The 16,027-nt window shown below is 67.4% G+C and carries 20 protein-coding genes; 5 read left to right on the forward strand and 15 right to left on the reverse strand.

Annotated elements, in window-relative coordinates:
* Positions 1–7: 7 nt before the first annotated feature.
* The 3 genes from V9K97_RS00325 to V9K97_RS00335 are packed head-to-tail and all read right to left on the reverse strand — an operon-like array spanning position 8 to position 3,044.
* The gene (locus V9K97_RS00325) at positions 8–664 is read right to left on the reverse strand and encodes a response regulator (protein WP_258505736.1); all 657 of its coding nucleotides are present in this window, start codon (positions 662–664) and stop codon (positions 8–10) included.
* Positions 661–2,046: a histidine kinase gene (locus V9K97_RS00330; protein ID WP_337315778.1), complete on the reverse strand. Its 1,386-nt coding sequence runs from the start codon at positions 2,044–2,046 to the stop codon at positions 661–663. The genes V9K97_RS00325 and V9K97_RS00330 overlap by 4 nt, the downstream gene beginning before the upstream one ends.
* Positions 2,043–3,044: an alpha/beta fold hydrolase gene (locus V9K97_RS00335; RefSeq protein WP_337315779.1), complete on the reverse strand. Its 1,002-nt coding sequence runs from the start codon at positions 3,042–3,044 to the stop codon at positions 2,043–2,045. The genes V9K97_RS00330 and V9K97_RS00335 overlap by 4 nt, the downstream gene beginning before the upstream one ends.
* 162 nt (positions 3,045–3,206) lie before the next feature.
* Between V9K97_RS00335 and pqqA the strand changes: the two genes are divergently transcribed.
* The 5 genes from pqqA to pqqE all read left to right on the forward strand — a co-directional run bounded on the left by pqqA (position 3,207) and on the right by pqqE (position 6,519).
* The gene (pqqA, locus tag V9K97_RS00340) at positions 3,207–3,281 is read left to right on the forward strand and encodes a pyrroloquinoline quinone precursor peptide PqqA (protein WP_010100094.1); all 75 of its coding nucleotides are present in this window, start codon (positions 3,207–3,209) and stop codon (positions 3,279–3,281) included.
* Positions 3,282–3,354: 73 nt separating this feature from the next.
* Positions 3,355–4,275 (forward strand): pyrroloquinoline quinone biosynthesis protein PqqB, encoded by a 921-nt coding sequence (gene pqqB, locus V9K97_RS00345; protein WP_337315780.1) that lies wholly within the window; start codon positions 3,355–3,357, stop codon positions 4,273–4,275.
* 23 nt (positions 4,276–4,298) lie between these two features.
* Positions 4,299–5,063: a pyrroloquinoline-quinone synthase PqqC gene (gene pqqC, locus V9K97_RS00350; protein ID WP_337315781.1), complete on the forward strand. Its 765-nt coding sequence runs from the start codon at positions 4,299–4,301 to the stop codon at positions 5,061–5,063.
* Positions 5,060–5,353 carry a pyrroloquinoline quinone biosynthesis peptide chaperone PqqD gene (gene pqqD / locus V9K97_RS00355; RefSeq protein WP_337315782.1) on the forward strand — a complete coding sequence of 98 codons (294 nt, stop codon included), beginning with the start codon at positions 5,060–5,062 and terminating at the stop codon, positions 5,351–5,353. The genes pqqC and pqqD overlap by 4 nt, the downstream gene beginning before the upstream one ends.
* A 5-nt stretch (positions 5,354–5,358) precedes the next feature.
* Positions 5,359–6,519: a pyrroloquinoline quinone biosynthesis protein PqqE gene (gene pqqE / locus V9K97_RS00360; RefSeq protein WP_443302406.1), complete on the forward strand. Its 1,161-nt coding sequence runs from the start codon at positions 5,359–5,361 to the stop codon at positions 6,517–6,519.
* Here the strand turns inward: pqqE and V9K97_RS00365 are convergent.
* From V9K97_RS00365 to V9K97_RS00420, 12 genes are all read right to left on the reverse strand, one after another.
* Positions 6,503–7,486 (reverse strand): MxaL protein, encoded by a 984-nt coding sequence (locus V9K97_RS00365; protein WP_443302408.1) that lies wholly within the window; start codon positions 7,484–7,486, stop codon positions 6,503–6,505. The genes pqqE and V9K97_RS00365 overlap by 17 nt on opposite strands.
* Positions 7,487–7,494: 8 nt before the next feature.
* Entirely contained in the window at positions 7,495–8,046 is a 552-nt protein-coding gene (locus V9K97_RS00370; protein WP_337315784.1) for an MxaK protein, read from the reverse strand.
* Positions 8,043–9,044, reverse strand: coding sequence for a vWA domain-containing protein (locus tag V9K97_RS00375; protein WP_337310710.1), 1,002 nt, complete (start codon positions 9,042–9,044; stop codon positions 8,043–8,045). The genes V9K97_RS00370 and V9K97_RS00375 overlap by 4 nt, the downstream gene beginning before the upstream one ends.
* 13 nt (positions 9,045–9,057) lie before the next feature.
* Positions 9,058–9,927 (reverse strand): calcium incorporation protein MxaA, encoded by an 870-nt coding sequence (locus V9K97_RS00380; RefSeq protein ID WP_337315785.1) that lies wholly within the window; start codon positions 9,925–9,927, stop codon positions 9,058–9,060.
* A complete protein-coding gene (locus tag V9K97_RS00385; RefSeq protein ID WP_337315786.1) occupies positions 9,924–10,799 on the reverse strand; it encodes a DUF58 domain-containing protein in 876 nt (291 codons plus the stop codon). The genes V9K97_RS00380 and V9K97_RS00385 overlap by 4 nt, the downstream gene beginning before the upstream one ends.
* 139 nt (positions 10,800–10,938) lie before the next feature.
* Positions 10,939–11,958, reverse strand: coding sequence for an AAA family ATPase (locus V9K97_RS00390; protein WP_337315787.1), 1,020 nt, complete (start codon positions 11,956–11,958; stop codon positions 10,939–10,941).
* Between the two features lie 26 nt (positions 11,959–11,984).
* Positions 11,985–12,530, reverse strand: a complete 546-nt coding sequence (locus tag V9K97_RS00395; protein ID WP_258505749.1) for an SRPBCC family protein — start codon at positions 12,528–12,530, stop codon at positions 11,985–11,987.
* 47 nt (positions 12,531–12,577) lie between these two features.
* Positions 12,578–13,564, reverse strand: coding sequence for a YncE family protein (locus tag V9K97_RS00400; protein WP_337315788.1), 987 nt, complete (start codon positions 13,562–13,564; stop codon positions 12,578–12,580).
* Between the two features lie 25 nt (positions 13,565–13,589).
* On the reverse strand, positions 13,590–13,964 hold the full coding sequence (locus V9K97_RS00405) for a hypothetical protein (RefSeq protein ID WP_258505751.1): 375 nt from the start codon (positions 13,962–13,964) through the stop codon (positions 13,590–13,592).
* Positions 13,965–13,995: 31 nt separating this feature from the next.
* The gene (locus tag V9K97_RS00410; protein WP_337315789.1) at positions 13,996–14,691 is read right to left on the reverse strand and encodes a hypothetical protein; all 696 of its coding nucleotides are present in this window, start codon (positions 14,689–14,691) and stop codon (positions 13,996–13,998) included.
* Positions 14,692–14,702: 11 nt separating this feature from the next.
* Positions 14,703–15,599 (reverse strand): substrate-binding domain-containing protein, encoded by an 897-nt coding sequence (locus V9K97_RS00415; RefSeq protein WP_337315790.1) that lies wholly within the window; start codon positions 15,597–15,599, stop codon positions 14,703–14,705.
* Positions 15,596–16,000 (reverse strand): c-type cytochrome, encoded by a 405-nt coding sequence (locus tag V9K97_RS00420; RefSeq protein ID WP_258505755.1) that lies wholly within the window; start codon positions 15,998–16,000, stop codon positions 15,596–15,598. Before V9K97_RS00420 ends, V9K97_RS00415 begins: the two co-directional genes overlap by 4 nt.
* Positions 16,001–16,027 lie beyond the last annotated feature (27 nt).

Raw genomic sequence — 16,027 nt, forward strand, 5'->3', positions numbered from 1 at the left:
GCCGACGCTAAACCTGAATCAACCCCCACCGCAGCGCCACCCAAGTCAACTCCGCCTGGTTGGTCGCCCCCAGCTTCTGCTTCACGCGGTACAGGTGCGAACCCACCGTGCTGAGCGAAAGGTTCAGCGTGCTCGCAATCTGCGCCACCGTCATGCCGCGCGCAAGCTGGATGAAGACCGAGAACTCGCGCTCGCTGAGCAGGTCGGCGGGGTTGGCCTCACCCTCTATCTGCGCCGTGGCCAGCGCTTGCGCGGTGTTCGCGTCGATGTAGCGCTCGCCGCGCGCCACCGCCTTGACGGCGGCAATCAGCGCTTCGGGCGCGCTGCGCTTGGCCAGGTAGCCCAGCGCACCCGCGCGCAGCACGCGGCGCGGATGAATCGTGTCCTCGTGCGCCGAGAGCGCGAGCACGCGCGCCTTCGGGTCGTGGGCCAACAGGCGCCGCAAGGCTTCGAGGCCGCCCATGCCGGGCATCGAAAGGTCCATCACCACCAGGTCGGGCCGCACCTGCGGGTAGTCCTGGCAGGCCTGTTCGCCGGTGTCGGCTTCGGCCGCCACTTCGATCTGCGCGTCGGCCAGCAGCATGCGAAAGCCCATGCGCACCAGCGCATGGTCGTCCACCAGCATCACTCGAATCGGCTGAGCCGCCTGAACTGCCTGGGTCATGTGTTCGTGTTCTCCGCTTCGCCTGCCCGCATGGGCAGCCGCACCGTCAGTCGGGCGCCGCTGGGCTCGGCGGGTTCAAGGCGCAATTCGCCGCCCAGGCTGTCGATGCGCTCTGCGAGCCATCGCAGGCCATAGTGCCCTGTGCTGGTTTCCCTTGCAGCCTCAGGGCCGGGCAGGCCGCGACCGTCGTCGGTGAGCGTGAGCTTGACCGATTGCTCTTCGCCCTGCAAGGCCAGCACGATGCGGTGCGCCTCGCCGTGGCGCAGGGCGTTGGTAATGCCTTCCTGCGCGGCGCGGTACAGCACCAGCGCGGTGTCGGTGTCGAGCCGCAGGCGGTCGAGCTCCAGCTCCTGATGCCATTCGACCTGCACGTCGCCATGGCTGTTGCGCGTGCGCTCCACCAAGTCTTCGAGTGCCGCCACCAGGCCGAACTTGTCGAGCACCAGCGGCGTCAGGCGGGGAATCATGCCGTGCATGGCGGTGTAGAGCCGGCCCGATTCTTCGGCGATCAGGCGTGCGGCCTGCTCGGCCTGCGGATCGAGCGCCTGCACGCGTTGCGCAATCGAAAGCGCCATGCTGCGCATTGCGGTGACCGATTGCCCCAGTTCGTCGTGCAGCTCACGCGCGATGAGGCGGCGCTCCTGTTCGATCTTCTGGTCGACCCAGCGGCCGAGCTCGCGGCTTTCCGAAAGGCGGCCTTCGGCCCGCACGGCCCGCCGCTCGGTTTCGATGTGCTGCTGCAGCATGCCGACCATGCGGTTGAACGCAGCGCCGATGGCCGCGGCTTCGGTGCCGGGCAGGGCGCGCAGCGCGACATCGAAGCGCCCGCTTTCGAGCTGGTTGAGGGCATGGACGATGTCGGCGAATGGCCGGGTTGCACGCCCCACGAGCCAGAACACGCCCGCATTGACGACCGCCAGCAGGCCCAGCGCGCTGAGCATCAAAAGAACGAAGTCGTCCCATGCGTCGAGCACCGCGCGCGATGCGTTCGAAAGCACCATCAACCGCCCGCCCGGAAAGGCGATGGAGAGTTGCGACGGCGGTGGCGAGACCAGGCCGGCAAACCAATCCGGCGCATCGCGCCCGGCCTTGTAGACCGAGGTCGGCGAGCTGTACAGCACGCGGTCGTCGTTGTCGAGCAGCGTGATGTCGTTGGAGCGCACGCGCCCCACACCTTGCAGAAACGACAGCATGGCCGGCGTGCCCTGCGCCGCGTAGAGCCAGGCGGTGCGGTTGAGCAACTGCGCGGCCACGCGATTGGCAGCCACGACTTCTTCATGCACCGACTCGCGCATGGCGCGCACCTGCAGCGCGAGCATGGCCGCAACGAACAGCAGCGTAAGCAGGCTGACGATCAGGTTGATTTTCAGGCGCAGCGTCATGGCACGGGGCTGTCGCCGAAGTGGCCATGCAGCGCATAGCTGTCGAGCGCGGCGACCATGGCCGAAGCCATCGCCGGATGTGAAGGGTCGTGGCCCGCGCCGTCGACCCAACGCAGCTGGCTGTGCGCGATGCGCTCGTGCACCGCCTGTGCGCCTTCGGGGCGGCAGATGCGGTCGTCGCGCGAATGGAGCAACAGGGTAGGCACCTGGGGGAGCGCGTCAAGCCGTTCGAGAAGGGGAGGCGAATCGAGCCAGCAGCGATGCAGCAAGTAATGGCTCTGCACGCGGTAGCGGTCGACCAGCGCGTCGAGTGTCTGGCGGTCGGGTTGCACATTGGTATTCGAAACGGGTTCGCCGCCGGCCAACGTTCTCTCCCATTGCCACCAGGCAAGGGCAAGCCGACGGGGCAGGTCCGTATCGCTGTCGGCGGGCGGCTCTTGAAGGCCGGCAGCCAGATAGCCCAGCATGTCGTGGTGCTCATCCGTCGGCACCGCGGATGCAAACCGCGCCCATGCGCCAGGCGCACGGCGCGCGGTGTCCTGGAAGAAATCCTCGATGTATTCGGCGCTCGGCAAGAACACCGCGCGCAGCAGCAAAGCCGCGACTGCCTGCGGCTCGAATGCTGCATGCGCGAGCGCCAGCGTGGCGCCCCACGAACCACCGACAACCAGCCAGCGCGGCACTTCGAGCTGCTCGCGCACAAGGCGCAAATCCTCAAGCAGATCGTCTGTGCGGTTGTCCGCCGTCACACCGCGTGGTCGGCTCCGGCCCGCGCCACGCTGATCGATGCTGATCACCCGATACCGCGCGGGGTCGAAGAAGCGGCGCAGCAGCGGCGAAGTGCCCGAGCCGGGCCCGCCATGCAGCACCACGGCGCAGATACCGGCCGGATCACCACTTTCTTCTACATGCAGCACGTGGCCGTGCGGCACCTGCATTGCGTGGGTGCGCCAAGGCTGGGTTTCTGGGTACAGGCCGGTAGAAAGCACGAGGGCCATGGTACGCGGTGACTTCGTGGCCGCTATTCATGAAAATCATGAAGTCCCATTCATGATTTCACGGCTAGGTTGCGGCGGTGCATCGGTTCAATATGCGTTCTGGAGCGCTCGAAGTTCCCGCAGCTGCCATGTGGCGCTGTGCCATCTTGCAGGAGACACAATATGAAATGGGAAACCCCGACGGCAACTGATCTTCGCTTCGGCTTCGAGATCACGATGTACGTCAGCGCACGCTGATTGCGCGCCTCTTCACAACCCGCCCCGGCTCGCCCGGGGCGGGTTGTTTCGAACTCCCTTTCTTCCTCATTCGATGCGCATCACCGTTCTGGGCTCGGCCGCCGGCGGCGGCTTTCCGCAATGGAACTGCAACTGCCCCAACTGCGCCGGTGTGCGCGCGGGCACGGTACGCGCCAAGCCGCGCACGCAGTCGTCGATTTTCGTGCGGCCCGACCATGGCGAAGACGGCGTGCTGTTCAACGCGTCGCCCGACATCCTCGAGCAGATCCGCAGCAGCCCGGTGCTGCAACCGGGGCGCGCGCTGCGCGACACCGCCATTGCCGGCGTGGTGCTGATCGACGGGCAGGTCGACCATGCCACGGGCCTTTTCATGCTGCGCGAGCGCGGCACGCCGCTGCCGCTGTGGTGCACCGACCCGGTCGCCGAAGACCTGAGTCAGGGTAATCCCGTGCTGCGCGTGCTGTCGCACTATTGCGGCGTGGCGCGTCACCCGATTGCGCTCGACGGCAATGCCTTCGAGGTCCCGGGCGTGCCCGACCTGAGCTTTCGCGCCATGCCGCTCACCGGCAAGGCCGCGCCGTATTCGCCGCACCGCGAACAGCAGGTGCCGGGCGACAACATCGGCGTGACCCTGTTCGACCGCAGGAGCGGCAAGAGCCTGTTCTATGCGCCGGGCCTGGGCGCGATCACGCCGCCCGTGTTCGACGCCATGGCAACGGCCGACGCGGTCATGGTCGACGGCACCTTCTGGACCGACGACGAAATGGTGCGCCTGGGCGTGAGCGGCAAGCGCGCACGCGAGATCGGCCACCTGCCGCAGTCCGGCGAGGGCGGAATGATCGAATGGCTGACGCGGCTGCCCGCGGCCACGCGGCGCATGCTCATTCACATCAACAACACCAACCCCATCCTCGACGAAGACTCCGACGAGCACGCACTGCTGCGGCGCGCGGGCATCGAGCCCTGCGAGGACGGGATGACGATTCAACTCTGAAGCCAAGCGCCGAGCCCACCACCATGCACGCCGACAGAATCCAGGATCCGTTTCGACCGGCCGCGGGCGGCGAAAAGAACGCGCCGGCATGGACGCGCGAAGAATTCGAAGCCAAGCTGCGCGAACGCGGCCGCAGCTATCACATCCACCATCCGTTCAACGTCATGCTCAACAGCGGCCGCGCCTCGCCCGAGCAGATCCGGGGCTGGGTGGCCAACCGCTTCTACTACCAGATCGCGATTCCCATCAAGGACGGCGCGGTGATCTCGAACTGCCCCGATCCCGCGGTGCGGCGCGGTTGGGTGCAGCGCATCCTCGACCACGACGGCTTCGAGCTCGGCGGCATCAAGGACGAAGGCGGCATCGAGGCCTGGCTGCGCCTGGCCGAAGCCGTGGGCCTGTCGCGCGAAGAGGTGACCGACCTGCGCCATGTGGTGCCGGCCATGCGCTTTGCAGTCGATGCCTACGTGAACTTTGCGCGCCGCGCGCCCTGGCAAGAGGCGGTGTGTTCGTCGCTCACCGAGCTTTTCGCACCCGAAATCCACAAGCAGCGCCTGGCCACCTGGCCGGAGCACTACAGCTGGATCGAGCCGGGCGGCCTGAGCTACTTTCGCAACCGCGTGAGCCAGGCACGGCGCGACGTGGAGCAGGGCCTGGCCATCACGCTCGACCACTTCGACACCCGGGCGCTGCAAGAGCGCGCACTGGACGTGCTGCAGTTCAAGCTCGACATTCTCTGGGCCATGAACGATGCGATGGCCACGCGCTACGGGATCAGCAGCACATGACAGCAACCAAAGCCATGCTCACCGCCGAAAGCAAACCCCGTGTCGGCCCCGGCTTTCGCCTGCAATGGGAGCCGGCGCAAGACTGCCACGTGCTGCTGTACCCCGAGGGCATGGTGCGGCTGAACGGCAGCGCGGGCGAGATCATGAAGCGCTGCGATGGCGAGCGCAGCGTGGCACAGATCGTGGCCGACCTGGAACAAGCCTTCGACACCACCGGGCTCGAACCCGAGGTGCGCGGCTTCGTCGAAATGGCGGCGCAGCAGAACTGGCTGCGCTGGGACCCTGCATGACGCCCATGACGCCCATGATGAATGCCGCACCACGCCCCGGACCGCCGCTCTGGCTGCTGGCCGAGCTGACCTACCGTTGCCCACTGCATTGCGTCTTCTGCTTCAACCCGGTCGACTTTGCCAAACAGGAGGACGAGCTCAGCACCGACGACTGGCTGCGCGTGCTGCGCGAAGGCCGCGAGCTCGGCGCCGTGCAGTGCGGCCTTTCAGGCGGCGAGCCGTTGCTGCGCGACGACCTCGAAATCATCATTGCCGAGGCCGCGCGCCTGGGCTACTACACCAACCTGCTGACCTCGGGCGTGGGCCTTACGGCACAGCGCGCCGCCGCGCTCAAGGCCGCGGGCCTGGACCACGTGCAGCTGTCGTTCCAGGATTCGACGCGCGAGATGAACGACTTTCTCTCGCACACCAAGACCTTCGAGCTGAAGAACCGGGTGGCGAAGATCATCAAGGACCAGGGCTGGCCGATGGTGCTGAACGTGGTGATCCACCGCATGAACATCGACCACATCGACCGCATCATCGAAATGGCGCACGAGATGGGGGCCGAGTACCTGGAGCTTGCCAACACGCAGTACTACTCGTGGGCCTTTGTCAACCGCGACCAGTTGCTGCCCACGCACGAGCAGCTGCGGCATGCGGAGGAGGTGACCGACGCCTGGCGCAAGCGCCTGGGCGAGCGCATGCGCATCTTCTTCGTGGCGCCCGACTACCACGAGGGCAAGGCCAAGAAGTGCGTCAACGGCTGGGGCAGCATGTTTCTTACCGTGGCGCCGGATGGAACCGCGCTGCCTTGCCACACCGCCAAGATGCTGCCGGGACTCGAGTTTCCGAACGTGAAGGCGCAGGGCCTCCGCGACATCTGGTTCGACTCCGAAGGCTTCAACCGTTACCGCGGCACCGGCTGGATGAAAGAGCCTTGCGCCAGCTGCGACCAGCGCGAGCAGGACCTGGGGGGCTGCCGTTGCCAGGCCTACCTGCTCGCACAGGATGCGGCCGCCGCCGACCCGGTGTGCGCGAAGAGCCCGGACCACCACCGGGTGGTCGAGGCGGTGGAGCGTGCCGCCGCGCGCGACCCTGCGGCGCCGGTGGAGCATCCGCTGGTGTTTCGCGATCCGGCCAATTCACGCCGGCTTTCCGCAGCGCACGTCACGCCGGACGCGTGAGGCCGCGCGGCTGCAACCGTTCAGCCGCTTTCTTATTTCGCGCCTTCGGTCGCCGCTCGCGCACCCAGCCGAAATCCGGTGCGAACCGCCACGCGAGCAACAGCAGCGCGAGCAGGGCAGGAATCCAGCGCAGGTCCGCATCCGCAGGCAGGTATTGCGCATAGCGGCGGTCGAGCATCGCCGTTTTCAATGCATCGGGTGTCTGCAGGCGCCGGTAGTTCACACCCACCAGTTCGGCCAGCGATCGCAGGTGGTCTTGCCGCAGTTCGGAAAGATGCTCATGGTTCAGCGTGCCGCCGATGGCCGAGCCTTGCACTACCTCGTCCGCCCGCCAGTAGCCGGCGGGCTCGCCGGTGCTGCCGGTCTTGGGAATGGGCACCGGCACATCGCCGCCCACGCCGATCAGCCAGCCCTTCACATCGCCGGGCTTGATGTCCGTCATCGGTGGTGTTTCGTTGATGCGCAGCGGCGGTGACTCCTGTCCGTCGCTGATGAAGATGAAGCCCGTGTCCGGCCCCACGCTTCGGGCGCCGCGCACCGCCCAGGTCACGCCCTTGCTCACGTTGCTGGCGTTGGCCCAGCGCATGCGGCCGTCGATGCGCTCCAGCGAGGCCAGCAGCTCCTCATAGTGGCTGCAGACCTCGACCGGAGCGAGGATCACCAGCGAACGGTAGTCCGCGAAAACGCTCCATCCCACCTTGGAGCCGCAAGGCAACGCACCCAGCACATCGCGCATGGCGGCGCGCGCGAGCGTCAGGCGGCTGACGGCCGTGTGGTTCAGCTCGACGTCCTCGACGTTCATGCTCTGCGTGATGTCGAAGCTGACCTGCCAGTTGAACACCGGTTGCTGCAACTGCAGGCGCGGCGGCCAGACGGCCAGTGCGAGCAGGAGCAGGGCCAGCACCAGCGGCCAGTTGCCGGTGGTGCCGCCGATGCGCCGCCAGGCGGAGCGCCGTTGCGGCGGCATCGATGGCGTCACGGCAGGTCTCCGGCGACGAAGCCCGGAACCCGGACTCGACGCTGCTCGTGCGCCGGCTGCTGCTCGGCGGAAAAAGCTTCATGGTCTTCGGGCGCCAGCCGCAGCGCACGCTCCAGGTTGTAGCGCGCGTCCCAGTCCTGCGGCGCGGCGCGCAGTAGGTCGCGCAGCCGCTGCTTGCCCAGTTCGAACAGCGGCAGCGCGCCGGCCTCTTGCGCCATGCCCTGGCGCAGGTACATGTTGCCCAGGTTGAACAGCGCCTGCCGCGCCACCGGGTCGCGTTCTCCGCTCTGGATCAGCGCCGCATAGCCCTTGAGCGCGGCATCGTGCGCGCCGGCTTTCGAAAGGGCCAGGGCCTGCGCCAGCTGCAGTTCGCGCGGGGCCGAAAGCGGCGCCGGCGCTGCGTCCTTGCCTGCGGGCGTGGCTGCGATGCGTGTGATTTCGGTGTTCAGGCCGGCCGTGCGGTGCAGGCGCAGCCCGCGCTCGCAAGCTATGCCCACGCAGCACAGGCTCAGCACGCCAAACACCAGGTGAACCGTGCGCCGCTTCATGTGCTTTTTCGCCAGCTTTGCAGTTGCACCGAGCGGCACGCGAGCAGGCCCGCGCAGCACAGCATGGCCGCAAGATAGAAGGCCGCGCCGTGGTCGCGCCGCGGCACCCGCTCGTGAATGGTCAGCGGAAAATTCTGCTGCCGGTCGATCTCGGCCATGGCGGCCGCCATGGCATTCGAATCGTCCACCTGGTAGAGCCGGTAGGGCGTGGCCAGTGTCTTGAAGAACTTGTGCAGCGCCAATTCCTCGCCAAGGCCGTAGGCCGATACCGTCTCGGTGTTGAGGTTGGGCGAGTTCGGCCCGCTGCGCACGTAGATCCAGTAGAGCCCGATCTTCTCGCGCGCGAGGCCGGCATGAATGCGCTCGCGCGTTGCCTCGTCGAGCTGGGCGCCGCCGTCCGAAACGATCAGGATCACGCGACTGCCCGAATAGCTTCGGCCTTCGAATTCCTCGATGGCGGCGAGCAGCGCCACGCCCATGCGTGTTTCGGGCAGGCCGCGGCCGATGGCGGTGGCTGCGAGCGCGGCCTGCACGGTGTCGGTCTTCTGGGTGAAGGGCACCACCGCAACCGGCACCGTGCTGAAGGTCATGAAGGCAAAGCGGTTGTCGGGCCGCTTGGCGACGAACTCGCTCAGCAGGTCGCGCACCACCTTGGCCTTGGGTTCCTGCGACATGCGGCCTGCGGTCTGAAGGCCGTTGGTGTGCACGGTCGCGTCCATGCTGCTGCTGCGGTCCATGAGAATGAGCACCTCGGCGCCGCGCCCGGCACGCTCGACCACCGCGCCCGATTGGCCCGGCCCGGCAAGGCCCAGAACGGTGAAGGCCATGGCGCCGACCGCGAATGCGCGCCACATGAAGCCGACAAGGCGGCCGACCCGATCCGCCGGCAGCCAGGCCACGTAGGAAAAGCCCAGCGTGTCGCTGCGCCTGCGCAAGAGCGGCAGCAGCGCGAGCGGCAGCAGGGCGAGCATCCAGGGCTGGGCGAGGTCGAAGCGCATGGCTCTGCTCCCGTCAATGCCTGTGGCGCTTTTCCGCATCGCGCAGGGCCCGGCACAGCGGCCGGAGCGGGTAGGCGCCCTCGGGCTGCGCGGCCGCAGCAACGCTCTCGGCAAAGAAGAAGCGCCGCGTCGATTCGCGATAGAACTCCTCCAGCCGCGGCAGCAGCGGTCGCAGGTATGGCGCCTCGGCCATGAGCTGCGGCAGGCTGGCGTGGTGCACCACGCGGCCGGCGCTCCGGTTGAGCGCGCGATGCAGCACGCGCCAGGCTTCCGGGCTCGCAGGGTCGCCGATCCGCTTCAGTTCGCGCCAGGCGTTTGCGAACGGAAGCTGCTGCGCTTCGCGCCGGTTGCGCCACGCCCACCAGCCGAGCCAGGCCACGAGCACGGCCAGCAGCGCAAGAACCGAGAACTTCAGCTGTTGCCCGAGCGCGTAGGTGGGAAGCGGCGCGACTGGGCGGTCCGGTCGCAGCGGCTGCAGATCGCCTTGCGCCGCCACTTCGAGCGGCGTCAGCGGGCCAATGCTGATCGGCCAGGCCGGCAGCGCGAGCGGCTCGCCCGATGCAGTCGCGATGCTGAGCGCCGGCAGCGAAACGGCGGTGAGCGCGCGCGGCGCGTTGATCACCTGGTAGTCGATGGCCAGCCAGCGTCGCCCCTCGGTATCGGTCTCGATGCGCGAAGGCCTGCGCTCCAGCCACAGGTCGATGCGAGCGGCGCTGGGCAGTGCGCCGGGCTGCAGCGGCCGCCCGGCCTGCTCGAGCAGCACGCGCTGCGTGAGAACATCGCCGATCACATGCCCGAAGGCGCGCGGCTGCTCCACCGTGGCGGCGGTTGCCGTGCCGGCCGCGATGGCGAGCACCAGCAGGGCGACCAGGCGCCGTTTCATGCCGTCGTCTCCATGAAGTACCGCGTGAGCGCCTCGGCGTCGAAGCGCCCGTGCAAATGAAAGGGCGGCATGCCTTGCGCGTTGAACAACTCAGTGAGCTCCGCGCGCCGGGCGGCAACGGCGTTGCGCCAGCGCGTGCGCAGCGAATCGCGCATCCACAGGCTGCGCCGGCTTCCGGTTTCGGCATCGCTCAGGGCCACCAGCGCGCGCGAATCCGGCGGCTCGGTTTCGGCCGGGTCCCAGACCACCAACGGAACGACGCAGGCCGGCGCGAATTGCGGAAGCAGCTCGCCGAGCGCTGCAATGGGCCAGTGAAAATCGGAAGCAAGAAACACCAGCCCCCCGCGGCCGACCAGTCGCTCGGTGGCACGCCGCAGGCCCGCCAAGGCGCTGTCGTCGGATGGCGCCGCGCCCGGTGTCGCGCGGCATTCGCGCAGCATCTTCGCCATCAGGCTGCCGTTGCCGCGGCTGTGGCGCGCCGGCACGAACAGGTCTTCGCGCTCCCGCTGGTCGAAGGCCAGCAGGCCGACCGTGTCGCCGGCCCGAAAGGCGCTGTAGCCCAGCGCCTCAACCAGGTCGGCCACCACGTCGAGCTTGCGCCGCTCGGCGCCGAAATGCATCGACGCCGACACGTCCACCACCACGTGCACGGGGATGGCCACGCGGAGCCGATGGATGCGGACCAGCCAGTCGCCGCGGCCGTCGCGCACGCTGGCGCGCAGGTCGATGCGGCGCGGATCGGGGTGGTCGAACAAGCGCCGGTGCGCGGCAAATTCCTGCCCGCTGCCCTGGCTCAGCCCGCGCTGCGCACCCGGCCGCCAGCCGCCGAAGCGGCGCGGCAGCTGGTAGTGGAATTCGTCGACGCGGTCCACGGTCAGTTTTCCAACGTGATAGCACCGGCCAGCGCAGCGAAGCCCGTTCGGGAGCACCCGCGGAACCGGCTTTGCCGGGCCGCTGGGTGCGCCCCCCAGTGGGGGGAGGCGCCGAAGGCGCTTCGGGGGGCGTTCATGGTTATGGCGCTGCGATCTTGTCCATGATCTGCGTCACCAGCGCTTCCGACAGCTCGGCGCGGCGCAACTCGTACACCGGCGTAAAGAACACGCGGTGCCCAAGCACCGAAGGCAGCACCGCCGCAAGATCGGCCGGCTCCAGGTGCGAGCGGCCTTCGAGCCACGCCACCGTGCGCGCCGCGCGCAGCAGCGCGCTCATGCCGCGCGGGCTCGCGCCGGCAAGAATCAGCCGGTCCATGTCGACGTTGTCCAGGCGTATGCCGAACTTCTGCGGCGCTTCGGTGGCTTCCCACACATCGAGCACATAACGCTCGATGGTTTCGCTGGCGCGCACGCTGCGCTGCACCTCCGCGGCAATGGCGTTGAGCCGGTCCCAGGGCAGGATGGCGGGCGCCACCTTGTCGATGAGCCCTTCGGTGTCGTGGTAGGCCGTGTCGAATACCAGCGACTGGCGAATGGCGCGGTCGCTCGGCTTGGGCATGTTCAGTTCGAACATGAAGCGGTCGCGTGCCGCCGAGGCCAGTTCGAAGGTCTCTTCGCGCTCGACCTTGTTGCGGTCGGCAAACACCGTCATGTGCGGAAAGCTGTACTCACGGTCGAAGGCCGACACGGTGCGCTCGGCCATGGCGCGCAGCAGCAGCGACTGCACCTGCGGACGGGCCCGGTTGATCTCGTTGAAGAAGAAGGTGACCAGCCGCTCGCCGTGGCGCAGCAGCGGCCCGGGATCGATGCGCGGCCGGCCTTGCGCATCGACATAGGTGTGATAGACCAGGTCGCCCGGCATCAGGTCGACCGTGCCCTCCACGCGCTCGAAGTCGCCGCCGATGGCGCGCGAGAAGGCGCGCAGCACCGTTGTCTTGCCGACGCCCACGTCGCCCTCGAGCAGCACGTGGCCGCGCGCGAACAGCGCCACGTTGATGAGGCGGATCGTCTCCGCCTGCCCGATCACCGCCTTGGCGACTTCGCTTTCCACGCGCAGCGCAAGGCGCCGCCAGTCTTCGAGTTGTTCCTGGGAGCCCATGGTGGTGCCATCGAAGCCCGCCGGGGCTACTTCGACTCCATCATCTTCTTCAGGTGGGCGAGCCCGCCCTTGTAGACGCCGGTCACCGCCTTGAGCGCGGCTTCGTCGTTCTGCTCCGGCGGCGGGTTGTTGTTGGGAAAGCCGCGGTAGAAGGCGCCGCGCCATTCGACGACCGACTTGCCGCCGTCCGCCACCACGGAGAGGATGGAGGTGTAGTTGGTGACCGGCAGCGCGCCGCCGTCCTTGGCGCGGTAGCTGTATTTCTTTTGCGCGTCGTCGTAGCTTTCGAGCGTTTCGACCAGCGTGCCGCCGTCCTTGAGCTTGACGGTGCGAACCGAGCCTTCGGCGTTGCCCTTGTCGGCCGGACTGTCGGCCACCGCGGGGTGCCACTCCTTCAACGCGTTGAAGTTCTTGACCTTGGCCCATACCGCATCGGCGGGCGCTTCGATGGTGACTTTCTCGCTCACTTTCTGGCGCGTCGGCCCGTGGGCGAGGCTGGAGGCCGATGCGGTGAGCAGGGCGGATGCGAGCAGGACGGAGAGAGTTCTTCGGCTGAAAGGTTGAGTCGGCATGGAAAACGTCCGTGATGAAGGAGAAAAGAAAGGTCGTCGGAAAAGATTCAAGGCTCCACGGGCGCGCCGATGAAGGCACCGAACCCGCGGCTGTTCTGCCCCGTGGCGATGGTGGCGAGCTTCTGCCCGCTCGCGGCGTCCAGCACCTGCACGTTGTCGTCCATCCAGTTCACGACATACACGCGGTCGCCATGCGCAGCAATGCCTTCGGGGTAGGCAAAGCCGGGCAGGGTGCGCAGCACCTTCAGCGAGGCGGCGTCGATCACGCTCACGGTGTCTTCGTGCTGGTTGGTCACATACAGAAGCGCGCCGCCCTGCGCCAGCGCGGCGCCGTAGGGCGCCTTGCCCACTTTCACGGTGGCGACGAAGGCGGGCCTGCGGGTGTCGCGCACATCGACCACCGTAACGTCGTTGCTCTGCACGTTGAGTGCATAGAGCCGCGCGCGCGGGGCGTCGTACAGCAGCGCGAACGGATGGCTGCCGACGCGCACGCGCGCAGCCACCCGGCGCGTGGCGGTGTCGACCACGGCCACGCTGTCGTCATCGCGCTCGGCCACGAACACCGTGGCGCCGTCCGAATGCGCGGCCACGCCCGCCGGCGCACGGCCGACGGCAATCGAGGCCAATGGCTTCGAGGCTTTGTCAGCCAGTGCATCGAACACCAGCAGACGGCTGCTGTACCAGTCAGCCGCGTACAGGTGCTTTCCGTCCCCGGAGATGTCGATGCCCACCGGCCCGTCGCCCGCAGGCAGCGTGTTCACTACCTTCTGCCGGCGCATGTCGATGACCGAGATGGTCTTGCTGTCGGGGTTGGAGACGAAGGTGCGGCCCGCGCGGCTGGACGCGACCACGCCGGCCGGCGACTTGCCCACCGGAATGCTCGCCACCACCCGTTGCGTCGCAAGGTCGATCACCGACACGTCGTGGCTGCCCTGGTTGGTGATGTAGGCGAACGGCGCGGCCCCGGCCGAGGTGCAGAAGAGCAGCAGCAGGGCGGCAAGCATCAGGCGCGCAGGGGGTGCGGTGGCCGTCATGGCAGCTTGCCCTGGGTGGTGTGCCTCAGCGGGCGGTCGGCGGGCCGATGAAGCAGCCCTTGGTCACCTTGGCCTGCAGCGCCTTGTAGCGCTTGATGTCGGCCTGCAGCTTTTCCGAATCGCGGATGTAGCCGCCGCGCTCGCCGCCGATGGTGGTGGCCTTGGCCGCGGTGCTCAGCTGCACGTAGTCTTCGTATTTGATTTCCTTGGCGAGCGCGTCGAGCGCGCAAGAGCATTTGTTCGTCATCTCGAAGTTGCCCGCGTCCGGATGGGCGGCAATGCACTCCTGCACGTACAGCACGCGGTCCACCGTGGGAAAGTCGTTGTTCGTGCGCGGGGCGCCGTGCACGCCCATCGGCAGGGCCAGCAGGCAAAGAATGCGGAGAATGTTTTTTGTCATGGCTTTCGCGGGAAATTCGAAAAAGGCGACCTTAGCGTGCCGGCGCCTTGGCACCGTCGATGAGCAGCTCTTCGACGAGCAGGGGCTGCGCCGCAGCGCTCTCGCCCGGTATGGAGGTGCGAATGCCGTACACGCCGCCCGGCACGGCGTCGGAGAGCGTGAAGCGGTAGCTCTTCTTCGCGAATCTTTCGTACTTCGGCCGGTTCGGGTCGTCCAGGAAGGGGCTGAACGCAATCTCCTTTCCCTTGACCGTGCGGCCCTGGTAGCGCAGCGACACGTCGCGTACATCGGCGGCCTGGTAGATCGCCATGCGAATGCGCTTGCGAAAGTGGTAGTCGGAGCCGCGCGTGAGCCGCTTCATCTCGCGCACGTCGTGCTCCAGAAAATAAAGGATGACGGGGTTGCCCTCGGCCGCGGGCACGTCCGGCACCTGGACCTTGCGCGCGTCGCTCAGAAACACGCCCTTGGCGTCGCAGCAGCGGCCGTCCGCCTTGGCGCTCAGCGCCACGGTCACGCTGTCGTCGAAGTTCTGCTCGAAGGTGCCGGTCTTGCCGAAGGTGTAGCGCAGCAGCATGGGCGCCTGCAGGCCCTTGAGCTGCGGCGTCATGAAAAGCAGCCGCTCGGCCTGCGAGAAGTCGCGCTTGTCGGTCTCGGCATGCGGGCCGACCGGGGCAAGGAGCAGAGCGCAGAGCAGGGCGCGCAGCGGGAAGGCAATGGCGAAGCGCATGAAAGACCCGATCAGTTGTTGGGCGCTCCGAAAGATGCATCGACCAGCGGAACGCCGTACTCCTTCAGGATGGCCTGGATCTCGGGCGCCTTGGATTCGATCAGCCCCTCGATCTGCTGCTTCCATTCGCGCTCGCCGTAGCGCACGCCCATGGCCATCTGGTAGTCGAGCTTGAGGCCCTTCTCGGACTTCAGCGGCACCACGACGAGATTCGGCGTCTTGACGCGCTTGGCGAAGAAGCCCGCAATCGGCCCCCACACGACCACGGCGTCGAGCTTGCCTTCGGCCAGGTCCCGCTCGACGATCTCGCCCGGGTACTGGGCGGGGTCTGCGCTCATCAGCTTGTAGGGAATGCCCTGCTCCAGCAGGCCGTGCCGGTTGAGCCATTGCGATGCCGGCGAGCGGTCATAGATGCCGATTCGCAGCGACTTGAGCTTGGCCGGATCGAGCTTCAGGAAGTCTTCCGCCGAGGCCACGTTGTCCATGCCCTTGCCCTTGGGAAACACCAGCGCGTAGGTCGAGCGGTAGTACGGCTTGGTGACCGAAACCTCGTCGAGCCCGACGGGCACGCCCATCACGATGTCGCACGGATAGTCTTGCCCCGGCAGCTTGTAGCGCAGCGTGTTGCGAAAGAAGGCCAGCCGCTGCGGAAACGAGTAGTAGGTTACCGGCAGCCCCAGCGCCTTGCCGAACAACTCTGCAATGCGGTTCTCGATGCCTTCTGCCTTGGCGTTGGAGAAGGGCATGTTGTTGGGGTCCTGGCACACGCGCAGCGCCTTGCGCGGCGGCGTTTCCTGGGCCACGGCCACCGCCGGAACCAGCGCGCAGCAGCATGCCACGCCCGCCAGCACGGCCCCAAGGCGTGCGCCGAAAGCAACGGGCCTGCCAGCGCGCGGCCGGGCGGTCATTTGTTTTCTTCCACGCGGGCGCGCGTGATGGCGCCGTCGGACCGGCCCTTCAGGTAGGCATAGAGCTGGTTGATGTTTTCCATCACCGCCGGGTTGTTGCCGAAGCTCTGCATGCCCTTGTCCAGCCGTCCGTCACGCACGACCTTGATGAATTCTTCCTTCTTCAGGGTCTTCAGGCTGGTGATGAGGGAAGGTCCCACCATGCCTTCCTGGTTGGGCCCGTGGCAGCGGTCGCAGGCCGCGGAGCGCCAGGTACGGAAGCCCTTCATGGTCTCAGGGTCGACCTTGTAGCCATCGGTCACCTTGTAGGGCGCCGGGTCCGGCGCTGCAACGGCCAGGGTGCAGGCCACGCCTGCAATCAGAAAAAGGGAAGACAGCAACGCTGACGTACGGAATTTCATGGCTCCAGGGTCTCCGATATTGTGGGA

Source organism: Variovorax sp. CCNWLW186 (assembly GCF_037203865.1).
GTDB lineage: Bacteria > Pseudomonadota > Gammaproteobacteria > Burkholderiales > Burkholderiaceae_C > Variovorax.